The sequence below is a fragment of the Gardnerella swidsinskii genome (assembly GCF_023277705.1).
In the GTDB taxonomy this organism is placed as follows: domain Bacteria; phylum Actinomycetota; class Actinomycetes; order Actinomycetales; family Bifidobacteriaceae; genus Bifidobacterium; species Bifidobacterium swidsinskii.
Genome location: NZ_CP083176.1, coordinates 533,508 through 557,542 on the forward strand (window position 1 = coordinate 533,508; position 24,035 = coordinate 557,542).

At 42.1% G+C, this 24,035-nt stretch carries 14 protein-coding genes; all 14 read right to left on the minus strand.

Features of this window, described 5'->3' with window-relative positions; genetic code table 11:
• Positions 1 to 55: 55 nt before the first annotated feature.
• The 14 genes from K9E37_RS02150 to K9E37_RS02215 all read right to left on the minus strand — a co-directional run bounded on the left by K9E37_RS02150 (position 56) and on the right by K9E37_RS02215 (position 24,026).
• The gene (locus K9E37_RS02150) at positions 56 to 1,375 is read right to left on the minus strand and encodes an ABC transporter permease (protein ID WP_119504512.1); all 1,320 of its coding nucleotides are present in this window, start codon (positions 1,373 to 1,375) and stop codon (positions 56 to 58) included.
• Between the two features lie 74 nt (positions 1,376 to 1,449).
• The gene (locus K9E37_RS02155; protein ID WP_248893480.1) at positions 1,450 to 2,820 is read right to left on the minus strand and encodes an ABC transporter permease; all 1,371 of its coding nucleotides are present in this window, start codon (positions 2,818 to 2,820) and stop codon (positions 1,450 to 1,452) included.
• A gap of 301 nt (positions 2,821 to 3,121) precedes the next feature.
• A complete protein-coding gene (locus K9E37_RS02160; protein ID WP_248893482.1) occupies positions 3,122 to 3,319 on the minus strand; it encodes a hypothetical protein in 198 nt (65 codons plus the stop codon).
• Between the two features lie 111 nt (positions 3,320 to 3,430).
• The gene (locus K9E37_RS02165) at positions 3,431 to 3,838 is read right to left on the minus strand and encodes a zinc ribbon domain-containing protein (protein WP_004109345.1); all 408 of its coding nucleotides are present in this window, start codon (positions 3,836 to 3,838) and stop codon (positions 3,431 to 3,433) included.
• Positions 3,839 to 3,867: 29 nt separating this feature from the next.
• A complete protein-coding gene (locus K9E37_RS02170; protein WP_004109342.1) occupies positions 3,868 to 4,128 on the minus strand; it encodes a zinc-ribbon domain-containing protein in 261 nt (86 codons plus the stop codon).
• 183 nt (positions 4,129 to 4,311) lie between these two features.
• Complete coding sequence (locus K9E37_RS02175) at positions 4,312 to 5,289, minus strand: zinc ribbon domain-containing protein (protein WP_004109339.1); 978 nt, start codon at positions 5,287 to 5,289, stop codon at positions 4,312 to 4,314.
• 130 nt (positions 5,290 to 5,419) lie between these two features.
• Positions 5,420 to 6,073, minus strand: coding sequence for a peptide deformylase (locus K9E37_RS02180; protein ID WP_004107289.1), 654 nt, complete (start codon positions 6,071 to 6,073; stop codon positions 5,420 to 5,422).
• Between the two features lie 177 nt (positions 6,074 to 6,250).
• Positions 6,251 to 7,663, minus strand: coding sequence for a phosphoglucosamine mutase (gene glmM / locus K9E37_RS02185; RefSeq protein WP_012914425.1), 1,413 nt, complete (start codon positions 7,661 to 7,663; stop codon positions 6,251 to 6,253).
• 341 nt (positions 7,664 to 8,004) lie between these two features.
• Positions 8,005 to 10,620 carry an aminopeptidase N gene (gene pepN / locus K9E37_RS02190; protein WP_004109333.1) on the minus strand — a complete coding sequence of 872 codons (2,616 nt, stop codon included), beginning with the start codon at positions 10,618 to 10,620 and terminating at the stop codon, positions 8,005 to 8,007.
• Between the two features lie 96 nt (positions 10,621 to 10,716).
• Positions 10,717 to 12,744, minus strand: a complete 2,028-nt coding sequence (locus K9E37_RS02195) for a ribonuclease J (RefSeq protein ID WP_248893484.1) — start codon at positions 12,742 to 12,744, stop codon at positions 10,717 to 10,719.
• A gap of 154 nt (positions 12,745 to 12,898) precedes the next feature.
• Positions 12,899 to 14,293 (minus strand): MFS transporter, encoded by a 1,395-nt coding sequence (locus K9E37_RS02200; protein ID WP_012914427.1) that lies wholly within the window; start codon positions 14,291 to 14,293, stop codon positions 12,899 to 12,901.
• Positions 14,294 to 14,354: 61 nt separating this feature from the next.
• Complete coding sequence (locus K9E37_RS02205) at positions 14,355 to 15,041, minus strand: GNAT family N-acetyltransferase (protein WP_076003038.1); 687 nt, start codon at positions 15,039 to 15,041, stop codon at positions 14,355 to 14,357.
• Positions 15,042 to 15,222: 181 nt separating this feature from the next.
• A complete protein-coding gene (locus tag K9E37_RS02210; RefSeq protein ID WP_248893486.1) occupies positions 15,223 to 19,416 on the minus strand; it encodes an ATP-dependent DNA helicase in 4,194 nt (1,397 codons plus the stop codon).
• Between the two features lie 2 nt (positions 19,417 to 19,418).
• Positions 19,419 to 24,026 carry a PD-(D/E)XK nuclease family protein gene (locus K9E37_RS02215; RefSeq protein ID WP_248893488.1) on the minus strand — a complete coding sequence of 1,536 codons (4,608 nt, stop codon included), beginning with the start codon at positions 24,024 to 24,026 and terminating at the stop codon, positions 19,419 to 19,421.
• Positions 24,027 to 24,035: the final 9 nt, after the last annotated feature.

Consider the following 24,035-nt stretch of genomic DNA (forward strand, 5'->3'; position numbering starts at 1 on the left):
CGCTGTTTGTGATTGTGTTTTTAGTAGAAAATTCACATACGCAACTACATTTCTGCTAACTCATAGCACTTAGTATTTGCCGAGGCTTCTTTATTAATATTGGCAGCACTGCAACAATCAACGCAACTATTGAAATAAGCAAACCAATAACAAAAGCAGCAAGAGTTTGCAACAATGGCAATACTGGCATACCATCCGCAATAAATGACGAATCAGCACTATGCAAAATCGCAGAACCAATAACGCCAGAAAAAGCAGCACCGAAGCCTAGCGAAATGACGAATGACACAATGTTGAGTATCGTTATTTCAACAAGCAATTGACTAACTATTATTGCTCTAGATAATCCAATAGACATAAGTACGCCAATCTCGTGCATACGTCCTCTAACCCAGAACACTAATACAAGTCCAAGCACTAAAATACCGACAAAACTTAGTGCCACAAAAATCATTCGCACAAGTTGTTGCACAGAGTTAACCGAGCTTATTACATCAGACAATTGCGAAGCATTCTGCTCTACATCCGCCCACTTGCCAGCAATAGTTTTAGCCTGCCGTATTGCATTAGCTAATAAATCAGAACGCTCAACAACACAACGCAAAACACCTCGCTTAGAAGAACCAGCCAAAGACAACGCCGAACTTAAGTCAGTAAATATGCGATTTTCTGACGCATCCGAAGGAAGTGCTCCTTTAGTTTGCAATTTGCCGGCAAAGATGCCAACAACACGAACTTTTACATTAAACCCCTGCTTAAGAATTATAGTAGAACCAATATTAAGATTATTCTTCTTAGCAAAATCACGATGCACTATTGCTCTACCAGAAGAACGATTAGTAATATGCTCACCCTGCTCTAAACGGTATAATCCCTCTTGAAAACCCTGAGACAATCGAGAATCTGTTGTGCCAGTAATTCCAGCAGCATGAGCCAAAACATCATCGTCTAGTCTTGGACCCTGCGCAGGAAGCACAAGTTGCTTTCCAACAGGCGTAGCTAAAACATCGCGCTCTTCCACTACAGTTTTTACGCCCGAAATCGCAGCAAATTTACGAATTTGACTAGAGTCAATTCCTTCATTCGCGGCCAAATCTTGTGGAATTGGAGAATTAGACGTAGCAACAGAATTAGAATTTGTATTACTTTGCTCTGGAAGAGTTTCACCTCGAGTTTTTGCTCGTACAGTAAAACCTAAACCAATACTGGATTGAATACGATCCCTAACACCCTCAACAGAAGCACTGATACCAGCTTGTGAAACTAGCGCACTTAAAACAAGAGTCATAATCAGCACAATTATTGCGTTACGTCGAGGTTTGCGCAATATTGCAAGTTTCGCTCGAGCACATAAAGAAATTACTTCACCATTCATAATGTTACTCACTAACTTTTCAAATAACTTTCATACGACGAATTATGAAAACTATGCCGCCAAACAGCATAGTTTTACTTTTGCAATCCGAGGAGCTCACGAGGAGATTTGCATATAACTGGCAAATAAGACAACACAACTGCAATAACGATTACTGCACCAACAATTGTAGAAACTCCGACAAAACACTGAGCGTCTACTTGTACGCTAAGTGTTTCCAAAGTTTTTGTTGCCAAAGTTGATTCAAGATTTCCACCAGCTTGACCCATATTACTCAATTCACGAGCGGCTGATGATTGCACAGAGCCAAGAGCAACATTAGCCATCAACGGAGCTATAACTTTTGCAAAAAGGTAACCCACAATTAACGAAGGTATTGCAATAAGCACAATCTCAGCAAGATATTGACCAACTATAGATAATTTGCCAGTGCCAATTGCAACAAACACACCAATTTCATTACGTCGCTCATTCATCCACAGCAAAAGCACTAATGCCAAAGCAATAATAGCAAATGATACAACAGCAATTGTTGTAACAGTCATTATTGAGCGCACTCCCTTTGCTGCTTTCAACAAACCAGAAACGAACTGATCGTCACGAGTTAGTTGATAGTTTTGCAAATCAATAGGCAATTTGGCAGCTTGCGCCATAATATTATCCGCATCCTCACCGCGCTTTATTCTAAAACTTGCATCCTGATATATTTCTTTTCCAGGCTCATATTTGTATAATTCGCGAGTAGTTTGCAAATCCGTATACACGGTATTAGCTGTCAATTCCGCCCTAGTTGCGACTTGACGCTTATTTGCTCCGGCATAAATTCCAACAATACGAGTTTTTACTGTTGCTGTTGATTGTTGAATATTGTCAGCATCGTAAGGATTAGCGCGAAGCGTAAGAGTATCTCCTACATGTAATCCGTTAGCTTTAGCGAGATCTTCATGAATCAGTGATGCATGAACGTTATTAGCAATAAGATGCTTGCCTTTAGACATAGTTATTGCTTTTGTTTTAAAAGTATTTAAACCAGTAGAGTCATTCGTCCCTTCAATATTAACGGCATTTCCAAACTGCTGCTCGCGCTTTTGATCATAATCCTGAACGCCTGGAATTCTTGCCGCTTTAGCATTAACTAAATCCGCTGTTACATTTTGTCGAACAACGTAGGAAGCAATTCCATTTAATTTTGCAATTGCCTGTACATCTTTAGGTTTTACAGTTCCAGCTCCTCTAGGAGTTCCAGGGTTTATTTGAGGGTTATTTGCGAGCACAAAACTAGACTCTGCTTGCGCTTCAACTTTTTCTCCTTCTCTACCTGCAGCACTTGAAACTGCAGAAGTAGAAAATAACAATGTCGAAATAAGAAATACAATAATGAAAACTATCGCTGTTTTTATTCGTTTCCTCAGAATGTAGCGTATTGCACGAGAGATAAACGTCATCGACTACCTTTCTTCATTGAAAAATAACTTTATATAGTATGCGAACATACGATATGCCAGTATAGCATATACGCACTTATAATCGACATACGAAAAGCCGACCCTACGATTTTGCGGGGTCGGCTTTTTGTTACTAACACAGCATTCAGGCAGGTCGGAGTGCTGCACGAGTGTCCAAAGCGGCAACGAGTTTTATTTAATACTTATCCTTAGTAATATTGTTCTTGATATGTATTGTTCTCAAACTTAATATTTACGTCGTTGCCTTTGATTTTAAATGATCTGTTGATGTAGAATCTGCTTACAGAATTACCATCATGCCATTCGTCTTCGTTACTGCCTGACGACGGAACTCTACAGTTTCTTCAAATCCTTCTGTAGAGAAACTTCCACTTTCTGGATCAATGGATGTAAGTTTAGGATATCCGTTAACACTTCTCTTAACATCTGAATATGAATAGTCGTAGGATGTAAAGAATCCTAAGTTCTTCTTACGCAAGGAGGTACCAAAAACACAAATCTTTGCAGGGACTGCTGATCCATTTGATGCACTAATGCACTGCTTAATTTGCTTTTAACAGCACTGGTAATTTTCTTCTCTAGCTTCTTGCTAGCACGTTAACTTTGATTTTTTAATCCTGTTTGGAATATCTAAATACATAATGTTTACACGAGGATACAGCTTATATGACTTAAATATAAGCCACTCAGTTTTAGGATAAGAGACTTGAAGCGACATTTTATTCTCTTTCCCATTAATTCTGTAGGAGACTACACTGGAATCAAAGCTAATGTTGGTAATTACTGGATTTTCAATACGATTTTTAGTTTTGCTGCTAACTTCATTAGTCAAAAGGATGCGAGAACCTTCTTGAATATCGCTAGGAGACCAGTCAACAAGTTTGCTTGCTTCTGTAAAGTTTCCGCTTTCCAAAGCGTTCACGTATTGTTTAATTGTAGCTTCTGGAGAATAAACATAGTTTTGAATTGCATAATATGCAGCACCAAGAGCTACCATTAAAAACTCCAATTATGATAAGGATGATTTTATTCTTTTTTGCTCATCTTTACTGAAGCTATATTAGAGTTATTTGAAAAATTCGCGTTATTTACGTTATTTACGTTATTTGGCAAAACGGTGTTATTAGTTTGCGTCTGATACGTATTTACAGCAAACTGCTGCGCTTGAGATTCATACTGATTAAACTGCGCCATTGGCTGCTGTGCATTATCCTCTACTTTTGCGCCACAATTTGAGCACCACGTTGAGCCACTATCTATAGGGCTTCCACATTGAGTGCAATTCATATTAACTCCTAATATTTCACAAAAGTGCTTAGCATATTATTCATACGCTAAGCACTTTTGAAATAAAATTTTTCCAAGTTATTTTTATTTTTAAGTTATTTTGCTAAACTGACGCAAATTTTACGAAAAACACTCTATTAAAAAGCTTTTATAGAATTATTTAATTAGATTAGCAAAATTCTTTTAGTGCAATAAAGCTCCGTATATTGCGGAAGAAATAGCACTTGTTACGATTCCCATAGTGACGCAGAATACGATAATAAGAATTATCGCAGCCACCAACACGTAAATAACCCACAACCATTCGCGATCTATCTTACGCGTGCATTCAGCGTGAGATACAAAGGAGAATGGAAGAAGCATTGTCAAGAATCCTGCAAAGATTTGCAAGAACACAGACGGAGTCGAAAGAGTAAGAATGCCAAGCAATGCTGCGCAAATCTGAATTGTTACAATCGGAACCATCTTCTGAGCGAACTGAACATGCAACTGGCTGGCAGACATTGGGTCACCAAACATCTTTGCACCAATCAAAGCCACAACGAATGTCATGTAAACGCTAATCATTGCTGCGAAGAAAGCGGCAATGAATACAGAAATAGGCACGGAAACTCGTGGAGCAGAAATAGAACGCTCCGACATTGACGAAAGTAAGTTAGTGCCAACTTTAGTAAAAGAGTTGAAAATGTTGGCACCAGATTGAACCGTGAAATAAGTTTGGATTGCAGATACAAGAGCGCTAATTACAAACACAAGCACAGCGTACAAGCTAGATACATGGTACTGCTGAGAAGGCTTCTTAATTGCGCTAATAAGCCAATGGAAGAAGTCCACCATCTGTTCAGAATTAATCTGATTCATTGGCTGAGTATAGTGAGGAGCACCTTGCATTGCTGGAGCCTGCTGCATCATCGGTTGAGCCGGTTGAGTTGGGTGAGTCATTTGCGGATTCTGCTGAACAAACATTGGCTGAGCTGGCTGCTGGGACACAGGTTGCATTGGCTGCATTGGTTGAGCCATTGGCTGAGCCTGAGACACAGGTTGTACAGGCTGAGCTACTGGTTGAGCTACTGGTTGAGCGGCTTCAACATTATTACCGCAACCCTTACAGAACTTTGCGGAATCGTTGTTTGCTGTACCACATTGAGAACAAACCTTCATTTTTCTCTCCTTTATTCAATGTAGTAAATACACGCGTTTAAGCAGTAAATTACAAAAACACACATGAGTATTCTATAACTACTATTGAAATGCACAAAACGACACTGCAATAATTTTTAAAACTTTAAAATCATATTGCAAAACCGAGCGTGCGAGCAGCAGCTACAGGAACTGCTTCATCTGCCCAGTAATCCTCAAGGTTCTCATCAGTGGAAAGCGAACGCATTTCTGCACGATCAATATAAAGTTCACCACGAAGATGATCCGTTTCGTGCTGGAAAATACGCGCAGGCCAACCATGCAAACGCTCGGAATGTTGTTTGCCGTCCTCATCCTGCCAAGTAGCCTGAATATCAAGCCAACGCTGACGTACAGCCTGATAGCCGGAAACACTTAAGCAACCTTCATAAAAACTACGAGTTTGCGTACCAATAGGCTCATAATGAGGATTAATAATAGCTCTAAACGGAAGCTCTGCAATGTCACGAGGATCATCCTCATCGTCACGAACATGATCTTCAATAACAGCAATCGCAAGACCTAAACCAATCTGTGGAGCAGCCAAACCTACGCCTGGAGCCTCCAGCATTGTGCTGTGCATAAGAGAAATAAGTTTTGTGAGAGTAGCACGTGTAAGCTGGCCGTCATATGCCACAGTGCGCTGGCGAAGAACAGGCTCACCTGCTTGCACAATCGGCAAAATGCCGTCTTCTGTAGCGGAATCAAGCAAGCGCTCAACAGCGCGACTGAGCTTAGTATCAACACTTGCGTGATGCGTAAACATAGGACTCCTTTTCACCGTTTTAAGTAACGCGCACAGTAACGCGAAAACATACAAAATCTACATGCTGCGAGCAGAATTTGAAAGCCGCACTAAAGATATAAGTGTATCAAAATTATTTGCGCACTGCTAGAGCCGACTGAAATGTAAGCAAATAGCAGGCGCAAAAAATAAGTAAGCTTATAGCTTCAGATTATCGACCACAACTTGAGCAAGACGAGCACAAACCTCATCTGCCTGAGTTTGAGTTGCAGCCTCGCACATAACGCGCACAAGCGGCTCTGTGCCACTAGGACGCAAAAGCACGCGACCTGTATCTCTAAGAAGCTTCGATTCTTTCTCAACAGCTGCAAGCACAGCTGCGTTAGTTTTCGAAGCCATTTTATCTACATTTGGCACATTTACAAGAGCTTGCGGAAGCTGCGGGAAGTCTGCAGCCATTTGCGAAAGTTTCTTGCCTGAACGAACAACTTCACGGCACAAAGTCAAAGCAGTAAGCGTACCGTCACCGGTTGTTGCAAATTCGCGATTAATAACGTGACCAGACTGCTCGCCGCCGAGTGAATAATCATGCTTAAGCATTTCTTCAAGAACGTAGCGATCGCCGACGTTTGTTTGCACTGTTGAAATGCCCATATCTTTGAGCGCAAGCTTTAAGCCAAGATTGCTCATTACAGTTACAACGAGCGTATCGTGATTCAGCTTACCTTCAGCCTGCTTTGCGCGAGCAAGAATACCCATAATTTGATCGCCATTAACCATATTGCCGTTCTCGTCAACAGCTAAGCAGCGGTCGGCGTCACCGTCAAAAGCCACGCCTAAATCAGCCTTAGAAGCTTTAACCATGGCTTGCAGCTGCTCAGGATGAGTCGAGCCTGCGTGATCGTTAATATTGTAGCCGTCAGGAGAAGCGTTAATTACGATTACTTCCGCACCAGCGCGACGAAGAGCTTCAGGAGCAACAACAGAAGTAGCACCATTCGCGCAATCTGCTACAACACGCAAGCCTGCAAGAGGCTTTGGACGCGTAGTAGAACCATTGCTTAAAGGCGCAACAGCAGAAACTAAATGATCAATATACAAGTTAGTAGCTGTAGTAGTATCATGGCTGACTCGACCTACACCAGCACCAGTTGGACGCTCCCAATCTTGACCAAGCACAGTCTCAATCTCATCTTCCTTGCTATCTGGAAGCTTAAAACCTCCGCGCGCAAAGAATTTAATACCGTTATCTGGCATAGGATTATGCGACGCAGAAATAACAGCACCCATTTCAACGTTAAGCACGGAAGTGAGGAAAGCAACGCCAGGAGTTGGGATAATTCCAGCATCAATAACATCAAAACCGCCAGCACTCATGCCAGCAGCGAGAGCAGAAGCTAGAAAATCACCAGAAACACGCGTATCTCTGCCAATAAGCGCGCGACGGCGAGCGTGAGAGGAAGTCTCGCTTTCATTAGAGCTAGATGCAACCGGCGCGTGCTTATCCCCTAAAACGCGCACTGCAGCATCACCCAAATCTAACGCAAGTTGCGCTGTTAAATCTCGGTTCGCCAATCCACGCACACCGTCAGTACCAAACATTCTTGGCATAATAAAGCCTCTTTCGCAAAAATCACTTCATCCTGCGCGCAAGCAAACAACATCGCATACTAGCGCGTCACACACTGTTTGCCATCTTACTCGTAACATTACATAACGCGCTATAAAAAATTTCTCCGCACATGGTTGTGGTACAAAAGCCGGAAAAACTCCGGAAAATGTTCCACAAATTGGCCAACGCTCGCGCGGTTAACGCTCTCGCTGCTGAGCTTGCGTGGAAAGTCCACTGGACTTTCCACCTGAGCAAGCTCACGCTCCGAGTTGCTTTCGCGCGCACAATGCTGCGCGAAAGCAGGTCGTCGCGCAAAACTCGCGCCACATTAATTAAGGCACTAGCACAAGGAAGCGTTGTAATGCTGTACCTTAAGCGTGCGGCGAGAAGAATCAAGGCTGCCGAGCACCATGCGACGCAAAGCCTGATCTGCATCAGCATGAGCCTCAAGCCACTTTTCACCGTGCTTAACCAGCTCCTCAACCGGCGCATACACAGGATACAAGCCTTCGATCAAAGCTTCAGCCATGTGGAAGGTGCGGTTCTTCCAAATCCACTCAACTTCAGCAAAGTAGCGATCAACGTAAGGCTTAACCAAATCGCCTTTAGCAGTGCTTGCAAAGCCAGCAACCACAGCGCCCATTTGCATATTCGTCAAATCGAGATTACGCAAAGCCTGTTCAAAAGCCCAATCCTTAGCTTCTGCAGTTGAGCGAGCTGCACGAGCCTGGTAAGCGTATTCGCGATTCTCAGTCGTGTCGCGCTTTTGAAGTTCCGCGTCAATTCCAGCTTCGTCCAAAGCGTTCACACCTGCGAGCGCAATAAGAATGCTCCAGCGTAAGTCGTTGTCGATTCCCAAGCCTTCCAGATTCACAGAACCGTCGAGCAAACCGTTAGCTACACGCACAAACTCAGCATCTCCAACTTCACCGTAGCCAAGATAAGCCTTAACAAGTTGGAATTGCTCGTCGGAACCTGCAGAAGCTGCCAAAGCCAACTGCCACAATTCGTGAGCAACATGCTTTGCGACTTCTGCTTGACGCTCTGGAACCACGTAGTGGCTTGCAGTTACTTTCACTTGACCAAGAGCATAGCGGAAAGTAGTTGATTCACGCTCGGTTGCCAAGGCCTTAAGGCTCAGTTCCACAAAGCGTTCTGCTGGGAATTCTGCGTCGCGAGTCATATCCCACAACGTGAGCCAAATAAGCGAGCGAGTCAAAGAATCCTTGAAACGATACAAGTTTTCTGCAGCAAACTCAAGCGACTTTTCGTCAAAACGTAGCTTTGTGTAAGTCAAGTCGTCGTCGTTTACAAGGATAAGTGCTGGCATTTTTTCGCCGCACGCTTCAACAACTTCCGTCACTTCGCCGTCAACGTCAAGTTCGATTCGCTTTGTGCGCTTAATTTCGCCAGTTGCTTCGTCTACATTGTAGAATCCGACAGCCAAGCGATGCGCGCGCAGAACAGGATGCTCAACTGGTGCGCTCTGACGCAAACGCAAGGAAGCAATAGTGCCGTCACCTGCTTCTTCTACTTCGGTAGAAATCGTGTTAATTCCAGCTTTTTCAAGCCACTGAGCACTCCACGCCTTCAAATCGCGGCCGCTTGTAAGCTCAAGTTCTTGAAGCAAATCAGCCAAAGTAGCGTTGCTGTAAGCATGCTTGCTCAAGTAGTTGTGGATTCCTTCAAAGAACTTTTCGCGACCAACGTAAGCTACGAGCTGCTTCAAAACGGAGGCGCCCTTCGCATAAGTGATGCCGTCGAAGTTGACGGAAGTGTCGTTCAAATCGTTGATTGGAGCCACGATTGGGTGCGTTGTTGGAAGCTGATCTTGATTAAGCGCCCAGCTTTTTTCGCCGGAATTGAAAGTGCTCCAAGCGTCGTGCCATTCAGTTGCTTCAGCGGTGGCAAGAGTAGAAGTGAATTCTGCGAAGGATTCGTTAAGCCACAAGTCGTTCCACCACTTCATAGTTACGTAGTCGCCGAACCACATGTGCGCAAGCTCGTGCAAAACTGTTACAACGCGGCGCTCAGCATAAGCGTCCGTAACTTTGGATTCAAACACGTACTGGTCTCGAATGGTAACCATACCAATGTTTTCCATAGCTCCAGCGTTGTATTCTGGAACGTAAATCTGATCGTACTTTGCGTACGGATATGGCACTCCCCAAGTCTTAGCGTAGAAGGCAAAGCCCTTCTTCGTAATATCGAACAAGTAGTCAACGTCTTTTGCAAAAGCGTCTTTAAGTGCCTGACGGCAGTACATTGTCATTGGCACTACGCGACCGTCTTCATTGTTGTAAGTTGTGTGCCATTCGGCGTAAGAACCTGCGCAAATAGCAGTTAAGTAGGAGCTCATTTTTGGCGTTGGCTCAAATACCCAGCGCTTCATGCCTTCTACAGTGCCATTTTCCAAAGTGCCGTCTTCCGTCTTGCGGCCTTCAAGCACGGTTTCGCTGGCGGCTGGCATGTTGGAAGTAACAATCCAGCTTTCTGGAGCGTCCACGCTAAAGTCAAAAACAGCCTTTAAATCTGGCTGATCAAACACAGCATAAACGCGGCGAGCATCCGGAACTTCGAACTGCGTGTAAAGATAAACGTTTCCGTCGGAAGGATCGACGCTTCTGTGCAAGCCTTCGCCCGTGTTGGAATATTGGCAATTTGCTACAACTTCTACGGTATTATGCTCCAGCAAATTTGCAAGCTCAATTCGGCTGTCTGCAAAAACTTTAGAAACGTCAAGATCGGCACCGTTTAACACCACGGATTCTACGCTGTTTGCAATTAAATCGAGGAAGCTTGCGCTACCAGCTTTAGCATCGAACTCAATCTTTGTGCGCGACTTAAAATCGCGGCCGCCCTTTCCTAAATCAAGCGCAACATCGTAATGAATTGGCATTTGGATAGCGTCGAAACGCTCTTGAGCTTCTACGCGAGTCAGATTTGCTCCTGGCATATTTTGTACCTTCCTTATATTTTTCTTATTTTTGATTATATTTACGATTATTTTTAGCTATTTACAAATAATTGCGAATATTTTCTTTATTTTTGATTATTCTTGATTATTTTCCGAAATATCCGCAACTACCGGTACAAGCATTGGCTTCCTGCGCAAAGCGCGAGCAACCCAACTACCCAAAGTTCGTCGCATAATCTGCTGCAACTTATGAGTATCGTGCTCTCCGCGCATCATGGCATCTTGCAACTGTTCAACAATTTGATGACGAACCTTCTCAAAATCAGCCTCGTCTTCAGCAACAGCATTCAAGAAAATCTTTGGGCCAGAAACAACGTCAGCGTGCTCTGTATCAACTACAACAAAACTTGAAACGAAACCTTCTGTGCCCAAAATCCTGCGCTTTTCAAGCTCTTCATCTGTAAGCTCACCAACAGAATCACCATCAACATACACGTAACCGCATGGCACAGAACCAACAACTGCAGCATTGCCATGATACAAATCCACAACATCGCCGTCTTCAGCAAGCACAACGTTATTTGGATCAACGCCAGTTTTTACTGCAATCAATCCGTTTGCAACCAAGTGACGATGCTCACCATGAATTGGCATAGCGCACTTTGGCTTCACAATGTTGTACAAGTACAGCAACTCGCCTTCATTGCAATGACCAGACACGTGAATAGCAGCATTATCTTTGTTAATTACGCGCGCACCCAACTGCACAAGCTTATTAATAACTTTGTAAACCTCATGCTCGTTGCCTGGAATAAGCGAACTTGCAAGAATAACAGTGTCGAACTCATTAACAGTAATATCTCGGTGATTGCCATCTGCAATACGCCCGAGTGCAGCCATAGGCTCGCCTTGTGAACCAGTGCACATGTATACGAGCTTGTCATCCTGAATATCCTTCGCCTGTTTTAAGTCAACAACAGTATTTTCAGGAATATGCAAGTAGCCTAAATCCGCAGCAATTGACATATTGCGAACCATCGAGCGTCCGACGAACACAACTTTGCGCCCAAACTTATGCGCAGCGTCAACCACTTGTTGCACGCGATGAACGTGACTTGAGAAGCTAGCAACAATAATTTTGCGCGTAGCTTCAGCAAAAGCGCGATCCAAAGCCGGACCAATCGAAGTTTCAGGCTTTACAAATCCTGGAACTTCAGCATTAGTGGAATCAGCCATAAGCAAATCTATGCCTTGCTCACCTAAACGCCCGAACTCAACTAAATCAGTAATGCGATGGTCAAGAGGAAGCTGGTCAAGTTTAATATCACCAGTATCAATAAGCGTTCCGGCTGGAGTTTTTACGCACACAGCGAGCGCATCCGGAATAGAATGCGTAACAGTAATAAATTCAAGGTTAAACGGACCGACTTTCATCTTATCGCGACCTTCTACACGAATAAGCTCCGGATCAATATGATGCTCCTGGCACTTAGCTTCCACAAAAGCAAGAGTTAGTTTTGAACCAATTAACGGAATGTCGGGACGCATCTTAAGAAGGTAAGGCACGCCACCAATATGATCTTCGTGACCGTGCGTTAAAACCAATGCCTCAACTTTGTCTAAACGATCCTGAATGTAGTGAAAATCTGGGAGAATCAAATCAACGCCTGGCTGCTCTTCTTCTGGGAATAGCACACCGCAATCGATAAGCAAAATATGACCGTTATATTCAATTACGTTCATATTGCGGCCGATTTCACCCAAACCGCCAAGCGGTACGATTCGCATTGATCCTTTACGATACTTTGGCGGCGCAATAAGAGCACCTTCTCTTTGATCGTTAACTACAGGAGGAAGAACATTTCCTGTTCTACGAGTTGATGACTTTGCATTTTCTGTTTTAGTTTCTTTGTTGAATTTAGCTTTTTTAGTTGATTTAGTTTTAGCAGTTTTTACATCTTTAGTAGATACTGATTTAGTTGAAGTATCAGCAGACATTTTTTTATTCACTTTTTCCACCGACTGTCGAATTTGCTTAGACGACGCAGAAGATTCTTGGTTATTAAGAGAACGCATATTATCAGCGTCAGATTGCAACGCATCGCGTACTACTTCAGCAAGAATTTCCTCAGTACATTCATCATATTCTATTTTCATATTCATCTCACTACATCTTGCGATATTGCGCACTTCTTTCTAGTGTACCGTTAGGACTCAACTCAGCTTTTGTCACTGAAGCGGCAGAAACTTTACGCAGCTGTAAAATTTCGGTCGGATTAAAGCGAGAAAACGGCATAAACTTTACACACGTGCGCAGTTAATGTCGCTTTTTAAGCACCATTACAATAAACCAGCCAAGCGTGGCGATAGGTATAGCTGCCATTGTTGAGATCCATGGAACCATCATTCCGGCATGCGAATTCCACGAGTCGATTGCAGCTCCAGCAGCCATCGAACCTAAAGAACAGCCGACAGCAGACGCAGTTGGTAGCCATGAAAGACCTTCCGTAAGCGATTCTTCAGGAACAGTTGCTTTCACAATAAGATTTCCAGTAGCAAAAATTGGCGAAACGCATAAGCCAGAAAGCACTTCAAAAACGCTCATAAACATAAGTCTGTCAATATTAAGACTCATAAGCATAAATCCGACAGTTAGAACAGTCAAAAATACAATCAGATGTGACCAATCAGAACCGCGGAATTTATGCGATCCAAAAATAATCGCTCCCACAAGCGAACCGCATGCAAACAATGCCAACTGCATACCAATGAAATGATCAAGCCCCTGAGCTTTCATTGCAGCTGTTACAGACACGTCAAATGCACTAAAACTCATATTAAACACAACAAACATGAGCACAAGCGGGATAATGCCGCGGTAAAGCAGCACGTTTTTGCCGCGCTTTTTTGAGCGATGATTATGCAATTGCTTAAGACTAAATTTGTCTACAAATGAGCGTTTCGCTTCTTGCTTTTGAGATGCCACATAATCTTTGGAAATTTCATCTTCTTTTTGAGAAGCGATTAATACATCAACATCTTCAGCTGCAGCAGTTGGAACTTCCACTACTTTGAGCACAGCAGGTTGAGTATTTTTTAGAGAAAAGAACCAAGCTCCGCCCAATCCACTTGCAAATACTGGCACGAATAATTGCGAAACAGGGTGCACAGAAGTTGCTAACCACGCGGCTAAAATAGGTCCTAATATAAACACAATTTCATCGATACCAGATTCCAACGCATAAGCAACGTTTAATAAAGAATCGTCATCTTCTGCACGCAATGTATAAGCCCAACGAGTACGCACCAACGCGCCAAAAGCAAACTGAGTTACGCCCATCACAATTGCTAACACAAAAAGCAAAACAAGAGGAACCTTAAATAAAGCTGCACATGCAAAAGAAATCATAGCGATTACTTGTGCACTTAGCGCAATAACTCCAACTTTACGCTGACCAAAACGGTCAAAAAGCTTAGCATACACAGGAGTTACCGCAGCTTGTGCAAGCACATACGACGCAGACATTGCTCCAGCAATAGTCCAGTTGTTATACAAATGGTTTAATGCAAGAACAATTCCCAACGCAATCATAGACATTGGCAAACGCGCAATCGCGCCTGCTACACAAAACGCTTTAGCTCCATTAAATGAAAATAATCTAGAATATTGAGAAAATACCGATGCTTTCTTAGTTGCCGTTTGGGACGACATATATTTCTTTGCTCCTTTTTGTCAAGCAAGTCACGCAACGTTATACATTTGCATATTTTTATTAACGCATTTTAGAACGAGCATTTGCTTGCTTTGAACGAACTCTCGGCTCACCTGAGTAAATATACAAGTCATCCACCAAAGATTTCACGTTCTTAGCTTCATAAGGATAATCCGAGCGCATAAAAGAAGCATCTCTTCTAAGCCCGTGATAATCATAAAAGCTTACGTCACACGCTGAATCAGTATGCAAATAGTAACGATTTACTCCGTTATTTCTTAGCATATGCATTGTTCGCTTCCACAAGCCTCCACCAACACCATGCCCACGAGCATCTGGAGAAACAAGGAAAAGCTCCAATTCCGCTTGAGTTAAATTATTGATATGAGATTTCGCTTCAAGTTTAGTTTCCAACGCGCGCATGCCGTACGCTTCTTCTAAAGCGAGAGCATAGTTTTTGTCACAATTTTCTTTCATTGCGGCTTCTTGCTCGCGAAGCATTCTCCCTACTTCTGGAAATAAAACAGGTGCGTCAAAAACTCGCGCCAAAAGCAGACCCATAAACTTACCGTCTATTTCAGCAATAGTACCATGCGTTGAAGGTTCTAAGTAATGCAACACACATCTTCGAGAAAGACTTAACGAAGCATCTTTCCCAACTTTTTGCGCAATACCCCAAGTACGTTCATATTCTTTAACCATTGCATCAATATCACTGAGTTTTACAGAACGAAATTCAACAGTCATGATTCTTCCTTACTTCATACTCAAATCGATGTTGTGCGTATGCCCGCCCACACACACTGCACGAGGAATCTGCACGTTTTCGAAGTGATGCACGATGCGTTTCAATCGCGGCGCAAAATACGTTACAGCAAACAAAAATTGCAGCAAATAAATTGCGACAAAATGATTGCAATAGCAACATTTATGCGTCATCATCATCGAGGGAGATTAACGTGTCAGAGTGTAACTCGGCAAGGATCTCATCTTTCGTTTTTTGCTCGGCATGAATTTCCCGTTCACATTCATCCGATATGTTCACATAATAAAGGGTGGCATCGATAGCATCAAGCGGAACCTTAGTCATAAGAGACAAAAGCAGACGATACCAGTCAAGCTGGCCAAGTTTAAGCGCAATATCTTGCGGCTTGGTCGGTTTTCTACCAGTTTTCCAATCAACAATCGTGTACAATTTGCTTGGATCTTCTGGATTTAAACCACCTGCAAATATTGCGTCGATTTTGCCATTAATAATTTGATCGCCTAATTCTGGAACATGAGCTACAATCGGCTGCTCTGCTGCTATAGGACGGCGATGCGCCCATTTTGATGTTATTAAACGCTGCTTCCATATCAACAATTTGCGCTCCGAAGATTTTGCATTTTGCGAAATATTCTCGCAAGTTTCAGCAACGTTTTCAACAGCAGTCTCATCAACGTCATACTGAATAGAATTTTTATTCACGCAACCAGCTTTTACAAACTGTTCAGCCCAAGCATGAAAACGCGTTCCCAAATCAGAAGCAGGCGAAGAAACGCTAGGAATAGGGCGAATAATTGCCATCCATTCCTTCCGCAAACGCTTAGCATCCGCATCATTAAAATCTTCATTCGCGCGCGAATAATCATTACGAAACATAGCGCGTCTTTGCACAGCAGTCACATTGACATTTTCAACATTAGAAAGCTGCTCTGCTCTGTTTTTCAACTCTTGAATGTTGTGATACCAATCAATTTTCGGCATTAAATCTGCATCTTGTAGCAAAGCTTGAGCTTTGTAAAGCAAAGAATTATCTTTTGAAATACCAGAAATTTGATTACTCATTTTTGAATTTACAACGTCTTGCGCAGATTTTTGCAATACACTACGTATAGCTTCACTAGATGCACTCGGCCAAGATAATTGTTTCTCATTATCTTCAGTTGGAATAGTGCTTTCCTCGCTAAATAATTGCGCAAGTTGCGAAGCTGACTCCCCTACAACATAACCTACTTGATTTGAAGAATCTGAAACCTTAGCTGTGACCTGAACCGGAGATTCTTCAGATCCGCGCATTGAATCATACATTTCCTGCCAAAAAACAGAAGGTTTTTTAACTCTAGAAGTTGAAATATTTGAAGATTCATCTACAGAAGAAGCTGCACTATTGGCAAAATTTTCTTTATTCTCAACAACGCTCATAGCATTAGACTGGCTGCAAGTGAGCAATGCTGCGAATTTAGCACGCGTCAAAGCAACATACATAAGGTGACGCTCGTCAATATGCAAAGCGCGCCCACGCTCTTCGACTTGTGAAAGAGGCAATGTGCCAGTTTTCATCACAGCGTCATACACTTTGCTAGCTTCTGAAGGAATCGCTTCTACTGGAGCCTGCTCATGCTCATGGAATTTTTCTGCCAAATCAAACATTTCTCTAGCTCTTGATCCATAAACTTCTGCGTCGATATCGTCTACAGTTAACATATTTTTCAAAGATTTTTGAGGTTCCATGCTAGTTTCAAGATCAACATCGTGAGGGAATCTTGGCAATATGTTTGCATCCACTCTCATAGAAACAGGCACTTTTGAAGCAACTTCGAGCGTTGCGTATGCCCTTTCCCTGTACACGCCACTTTGTTGCGTTGCTATTACGCGCAAATTATCGCCTTGATTACTTGGGAACGCGCCTTCATTAAGCCCAACTATCGCTACAGCAGGCCATTCCAAACCTTTCGATTGGTGAATAGTCATCAATACGACATCCGCAGCCTCATCCACTGAAGAAGGTTGATCGTTAATTTTGTCTATATTGAAAATCCAAGACATAAACCCATGCAAAGTAGGAGTTGTAAAATCGCTCATTTCTTGCAAATACGCGTCTGCTAGTAGACAAATAGAATCGACAGTAGAGTGCATATCGTCAAGAAGCGTTGCATTAGAGGAAGTATCATTCATAAGCGCACGAGATAGCGCAACATCAATATCAACGTTAAGCGTTTCTACAGCAACGCGCATAATATCTTGCAAAGAGCCAGATTGAGCACGTTGTATTGCATGAATCATTTGCCCTATTCTTAACACTGCTACATAAGCTTTAGAGCTTAAATTATTTTTTAGCTCAGAAAGCAAATTATTGTCGTTTTTGTCGTTATTTTTTGCTTCTTCGCTTAGTTGAGTTTCGTATGCTTCAAGCAAAACATCCGCCACAAAAACTCCACCATGAATACTATTGGTTTGCGAAGCTTGAGATTGCTGTTCTCGAACAACTTGTGACCACTTAGAGCGAGGAGTTTCAGCGTCTACTAAACCTGCTTGCACTAAAGCACGAAAAACATATTCGATATTCTTTGATGTTGCAATATTAGCTATAGCAGCCAAATCATCAGTATTAAGCGCAAAACGAGGAGTTGCAAGCAATCTCATCAAAGCTTGAGTATTTGTGTGATCTGCAACAACAGAAAGAAGAGCTAAAACATCTCGAATTTCTGGTTTTTCAAGCAATGCAGAATACCCAACAGTAAGAGTGCGCAAACCTGCTTTTTGTAATGCTTCTTCATATAACGAAATATTATTTTTGCTACGGAAAAGAACTGCAACTCTAGCAGATGCAGAATTAGTATCGTCGTTTTCAGACAGCGCATTATGTTTTACATATTTTACAAAACGCACAACGGCTTCTACTTCTTGATATTGCGTAGGCATATTTAACACACTAAAAGTACCTTTTGGTGCATTATCTAAGTATTGCAAGTTTTTCACTTCTACTTCTGTAGCAAGTGAACTACTATGGCGAAGCGCAGGCACTCGCAAAGGTTTCGTAATAGAATTTGCAGCTTTTAAAATAAGCTGCGAATTGCGTCGCGTTCTTGTAAGAGAAAACTCACTTGACTGGTCGATATTTAGTGCTTGCTCAAGCTTTCTGAAAGCTCCGGAACTAGCTCCTCTAAACGAGTAAATAGCTTGGAAGGGATCACCTACTGCAGCAATATGCGTTTGTTGAGTAGTTAAAAAGTCTTGATTTTCGCTAGTTTTCGCAGCAACGCTAGCTTCTTCCACACCGTTAGTTTTTTTATGAAACAGCGTTGCAATCAGCATTGCTTGAGTTGTAGAAGTATCTTGATATTCATCAAGCAAAACTTGGCTGTATTGGCGGCGATACTGCTCTGCAATAGAAGGAAAATGCGTCACCAAACGGTATGCAGCAATAGTAAAATCGCTAAATTGCGCCATATTTGCGCGCTGCTTTGCTGCGTCAAAAGCCAAAACTAATTCAAGTAATACATTGCGCTTCTCAGCAGCTTCAAGCAAGTTATTACAAGATTCATAACACTTATTTTTTAATGTAATATTCAGGTATTCTACGTATTCTTTTCCGTAATTTTCGCACTTTTCGAAATATTTTTCATCTGAATCGTTTTTTCCGCGACGCAATTTAATAGAGCTAGGCTTTTTTGCAATTATTTCAGTAGTTTCAGCACAATTAATTGCTTTTTGCAAATGCTCAATCCAAGCGTTATTCCACTTCTGAATTTCTAAAACAGCTTTAGACGTACTATCTATAGACTCTCCCCTGCTATTTATGCCAATCATCGAGCATGAAATATCTGCTGCGAGCGCAAGCACGTCGTCAATAAGCGCATCAAAACTATACCAAGACAGCACTTCCGCATGATTAGTAACATAATCGTTTACTAGCGGTTTTATTAATTCGCGCGCACCTGCATCGCTTAAAGGTTGCGTATTTTGATCAAATCCAACAAGCAAACCATATTGGCGCACAATTGACTGGAAAAAAGCATCGTATGTCATTACTTCTGGCTTCAAAAAGCCACTTGAAGATGCGGAATTTCCGTTATTGATAAGCTTATTTATTTCGCTACTATGCTGACTTACAGCTTGAGCAACTCTTGCAAGCAGCTCAGAAGCTGCTTTATTAGTAAAAGTCAAACCCAAAATACTTTCAGGAGCAACTCCGCGCTCAATAAGGTCGATAACTCGACGAGTCATCGTATACGTTTTGCCGCTTCCAGCTCCTGCAACAATAATCATGTTCTTATTTGTTGGTGCTTGAATTGCTGCAGCTTGCTCCGCGCTATCGGTGTTCTTGCGAGTAAATTGCTTATTTGTTTTATCAATCATAACTACAACACCTCATATACAGTGTCTATACAACCTGCGCATGCTGGGCATACTTGTTTTCCGTTGCAATACTTTAAGTGTTCAGAAGTTGGGTGCGCAATAATCTTATGCGAACGAACTGCCGCAGCAGCATAGCAAACGCGCGAAATCATAGTAAGAGACCATTTTGCACTTTGGTTTAATGATGTAAACGACTGCCAAGCGCTTTCGCTTACATTTTCTGGACAATTCTTCGCAATATCGTCAAGATGCGGACAATCTAACAATCTTGCCATATTTTTGAATCCAACTCGTAACTCAAGCGGATTATTATTTAAAGCATTTTTTACGCAAAGCGGCGGCTGATACACGTTTTCAGCAACGTTATGATCTTGAGCAGGATAATCGTTCTTAGCAACGTGAAATAGAATACTTCGCGAAATAATCGGCGCATTCGACGCATCAATAAGAGGTTTCTCATCAGAAAAAAGTAAAGCAAGCTGGTAGCAAACTAGCTGCAAATCGTTAAAAACTCCGCTTGCTGTTAAAGGCTTTCCTGTTTTATAGTCCAGTAAGCGAATATGCTCGGAACCATCTGAATTAATGCGCTTTTCCATGCGATCAATTCGACCGTGAATATGTACTTGCATATCTTCACTTGCGCCATCCGGCCATCCTCCAACTAAAGCACCCATCAATTCGTAGCAATCATGCGTAGTAACGGTTTGCAAATTTGCATTCTTAAAAGTATTGTTCAATACGCGAGCAATATCATTAAATCCAAAATGCGCGCTTGTTTGCAATTCGCAATACGCTTGTTGCAATCTACCTATGCTACTTTCTAAAGATTTTTCGCTTTTTGTAAGAGATTCTAATATGCCGTTTTCTGACTTTTTTGAGTTAAGCGCATATGTTGATTGATCGTAAGAAGTGACAAAATATTGCGCAATTGCATGTAACGCACGTTTAATATTCTTCTCACGCGCAAGAGCCGAATAATGCTCCTTACTATCTCGAATATCTGCAAGTTCAGGCGCAATACTTAGGTAATACTTTTCCATAAGATTTGCGATTGCGTTACTGCGGCGCACAAGCGGAGAGTAGGGAGAATAGTCGGCTGAATTATTCGCGACTTCGGCTGAATTATTCGCTGTTTCAGTTTCATCAACTTCAGTTTCTGGCATATCGTAATGCTGATTTTCGCTTGCCCATCTTGCAGTTTCGTGAATGAGCGTGCCAAAATACGTTGCTGCACTGCCGGGTTGAGGACCTAAAAGCTGACGATTTAGCAATCCGCACACAGGGCATGCCCACAAACTATCTACAGCTGAAGGAGACAAGCTTACAACAGAACTAGCTTTTTTAGCAGAGCCAGCTTTTTCATTGTTTTTTTCATTGTCTTTATCAACAGAAGATTTTTTATCAACATAGTCATCGACATCGCTCATAAAATCCCACTCAAAAGGATCAGCGCAAAATACTCCATTTTCTTTAAGTAATTGCAACGTTTGAGCAGCGTCAATAATCGCATTTCTAGACTTACTATTCTCACTATTGGAACTATTTGCAATATCGGAACTACTTGCACTATCTGCACTATCTGCATTACCTACACTATTTCCAAACTCTTCTTTCATAGAAGAAGCACGCAAAATTTGCGAACGAGCAGCACACACTAGTCCACGAGCATCCATATCTAAACCGGCAAAAGGTGTAGTAAATTCCGTAAAAGGCGTGCGCGAATTTTCATTATTGTAGTATCTTTCAGGCAAATAATAATAAAGAAAGTCGCTTGGCACAGCACTATCGCTATATTGCGCGCTTATATACAAACGCTCTGTTGCGCGCGTAATAGCTAACAAAAAACTGCGCTGTTCCGAAGCAAAAACTGCAGATTTATCATTATTCGAAAGAAGTGACGCATTCACAGTCAATTTAGAAGCAGAAATCTTAGAATGCAAAATAATATTCGCTAAACTTTCTGCGCCAAACATAGTGCTACGAGAAGCAAGATTTGGCCACACACGTTGTTGCAAAGTAGGCATCCACACAAGATTCCAATGTTTTCCAACAGAACCAGCAGGAGTAGTAAGCGTTACAGCATCTGGAACAGGTGCTACTTTAGCAAGAGAATCAGCTTCAATTTCCATGCCACGAACTTGAGCTATAAAATCTGCAATACTTACAACATTTTCTTGTCTAAAAGTATCGTCAAACGTATTCATTGAAGAAATATCAGAAGAAACATATGAAGAAACATAATCAAAAAGACGCATTGCAGCATCCAAGCGATCGTTGGCTCGATAACCTTCCGAATTATGCTGTAAAGACATACGCTGCCAACGCTCAGCAACATGACAAATATTCCAAGCCTCACCAAGAGCGTATTGAGCATTACTCAAATCAGGATTATTGCGCATACGAGAAGCGAGAATTTGCACGTTTTTCCACAGTTTTACAAAAGCTGCAACGTGCGGATTTCGAGGAGCCATATTCTGCAATATTTGCAACACTGTAGAATCATCATCTATAGAACGTGCAACATCTGCTACACAAAGCAAATAGCACGCATCGAGAGATAATGGCATAAGATCATTTGAACTGCCATCAATACGACTATTATCAACCAAAATTTGAGATTCAACGTATGCCTTGCTTTGCGCATCATGAAGCGAATTTTGCAACAAATCCCAGTTATGAACAAGATTTCGCAAAGGAGCATTAGATTCAAAGTTCTTGTTCTTTTCACCATTTTGCTCAATTAAAACAGCCGAAAGAGAAGAAAGAGAACGCATAAGCAAATCTACAGAATATAACTTCGCAGGTATTTCAACGTCTAAATCACCGTAAAATCCAGAATCACTTTTAGTAATCGCGGAAAGCGGACTATCCATAATATTCTGAACTCGCAAACGCACCCACGAAGCCAAATTTTGCAAACTTCTACCATGTTTTACTTGCTCAACAATTCCAGAAAAACCGTGCTGCGCAAATTGAGCAAGTTCAATAAGCGCAAATAAACCTTGCACAAACGGCTCATCTTTTAATGGGCGAGTCACTGACGAGTATCGCACAGGAACCCCAGAAGCGCGAAGCTGCTCGCCAAAAAGACGAACAGTAGAATTGTCGTGCGCAATTAACGCCATATCGCTCCACTTGCGCTTATTATTTACGTGAGATTGCTTCATTTGCCAAATAACAGCATCTAATTCCTCGCGCTGTGAACGATATAACGCTGTAAAAACAGTGTCGTCTGAGTTGAGATGAGAATTTTGGAGGGTTTCTATAGGCTCAATCGGTAAGGAGCCTACAAATTTTGGCATTTTCCAAGGGCGATTTGGGAGCGCAACATCTGTTTTATATTGCGAAGTAAGCGAAAGAGAAACGCGTGAAGCGAGCAATTCACGCATCGAAGGTGCTTGGGTATAATTTGCAAAAGTTGGATCTGCAGAATAATTTTTAGAAGAATCGGCAGAATCGTCGGAAGAATTTTCGCAAGAATCAGCAAAACCCGTATATTCTAAAGTTTGCTCAGCAGTATTCAACTCATCCAAAGCTGCAGAAATTGCATAATCCGGGTACGCTCCTCTAAACGATTGCACAGATTCATCCGGATTCGCAAGCAAAACTAAACGCGTGCCAATCTTCGACAAAGTCTCAATAAAACTCAAACCAGCCAAAGTAATATCTTGATAATCATCGACTACAAGAAGAGCTGGAATTTCAGAAGAATTTACTAAACCATGCTCTCCTAATTCGCGCGCAGATTTTGCACCCTCAACCAACAGTTGCGAAGCGTCAAGTCGGAAAGAAGACTTATAAGTGTCGGCAATTATTTTTCGATATTCAGCACGCAAAGCAAACGCCAAACGCCATTGAGTTAATCTACGTTTAATAAGCACAGACGTTTGTAAAATATCACTATTATTGGCGTAAGATTGCTCGTCACTAAGAGCGCGAAGAACTGAATTTTCGCTTTCAAAATCGCTAATACCAAGCTCATCTAAACGAGCGAGCATATCGCGCAATTGATGCATAAAAGCGTTGTTAATATCGAATCTATCTGCCAAAAATTCTGGAGAAGAAGAAGTTGATTGAGCAACCGGAGTCGCGGAAGGCGCAGAAGGCACTGAAGCGGCGGAAACTGCGCAAGTTAATGGAACAACCCATTGAGACGTTTCAAAATAATCCTTAAAAAGCGCGCATATATTGCAATCACCATTATCTCCACGCATAACATGCTCAATGTGTGCGCGCAAAACTTTACGAAGCAAAGAATCCTGCTCAGCACCATTTAGCAGCTTAGGCGAAGGATTATTCTTTAACTTACAGCAAGCAGAAATGATAGTAAAAGCCAAAGAAGCCAAAGTGCCAACTGGACGAGACTGCTTACTTACACCAATTTGGCGAATAATAATATTGTCAATTTTTGAAGCAAGAACACGATTTTGCACAGCCATTGCAGTAACATTATGCGACCAACGCTTATAGCCGGAAATTGCTGCGCGCACAGCAAACTGCGTTTTACCAGTATTCGGCGCACCATACACAAGCAACGCATTAGTCACATTGCCAGAAGAATTGCGTAACGTACCGTCAAATAATGCTTGTAATGCAGTATCCTCACTCATACGTTTAAT

Coding starts and splice junctions, on each gene's coding strand:
- K9E37_RS02150 (WP_119504512.1), bottom strand. CDS start 1,375: ATGAATGGTGAAGTAATTTCTTTATGTGCTCGAGCGAAACTTGCAATA.
- K9E37_RS02155 (WP_248893480.1), bottom strand. CDS start 2,820: ATGACGTTTATCTCTCGTGCAATACGCTACATTCTGAGGAAACGAATA.
- K9E37_RS02165 (WP_004109345.1), bottom strand. CDS start 3,838: ATGGTAGCTCTTGGTGCTGCATATTATGCAATTCAAAACTATGTTTAT.
- K9E37_RS02170 (WP_004109342.1), bottom strand. CDS start 4,128: ATGAATTGCACTCAATGTGGAAGCCCTATAGATAGTGGCTCAACGTGG.
- K9E37_RS02175 (WP_004109339.1), bottom strand. CDS start 5,289: ATGAAGGTTTGTTCTCAATGTGGTACAGCAAACAACGATTCCGCAAAG.
- K9E37_RS02180 (WP_004107289.1), bottom strand. CDS start 6,073: ATGTTTACGCATCACGCAAGTGTTGATACTAAGCTCAGTCGCGCTGTT.
- glmM (WP_012914425.1), bottom strand. CDS start 7,663: ATGCCAAGAATGTTTGGTACTGACGGTGTGCGTGGATTGGCGAACCGA.
- pepN (WP_004109333.1), bottom strand. CDS start 10,620: ATGCCAGGAGCAAATCTGACTCGCGTAGAAGCTCAAGAGCGTTTCGAC.
- K9E37_RS02195 (WP_248893484.1), bottom strand. CDS start 12,744: ATGAATATGAAAATAGAATATGATGAATGTACTGAGGAAATTCTTGCT.
- K9E37_RS02200 (WP_012914427.1), bottom strand. CDS start 14,293: ATGTCGTCCCAAACGGCAACTAAGAAAGCATCGGTATTTTCTCAATAT.
- K9E37_RS02205 (WP_076003038.1), bottom strand. CDS start 15,041: ATGACTGTTGAATTTCGTTCTGTAAAACTCAGTGATATTGATGCAATG.
- K9E37_RS02210 (WP_248893486.1), bottom strand. CDS start 19,416: ATGATTGATAAAACAAATAAGCAATTTACTCGCAAGAACACCGATAGC.
- K9E37_RS02215 (WP_248893488.1), bottom strand. CDS start 24,026: ATGAGTGAGGATACTGCATTACAAGCATTATTTGACGGTACGTTACGC.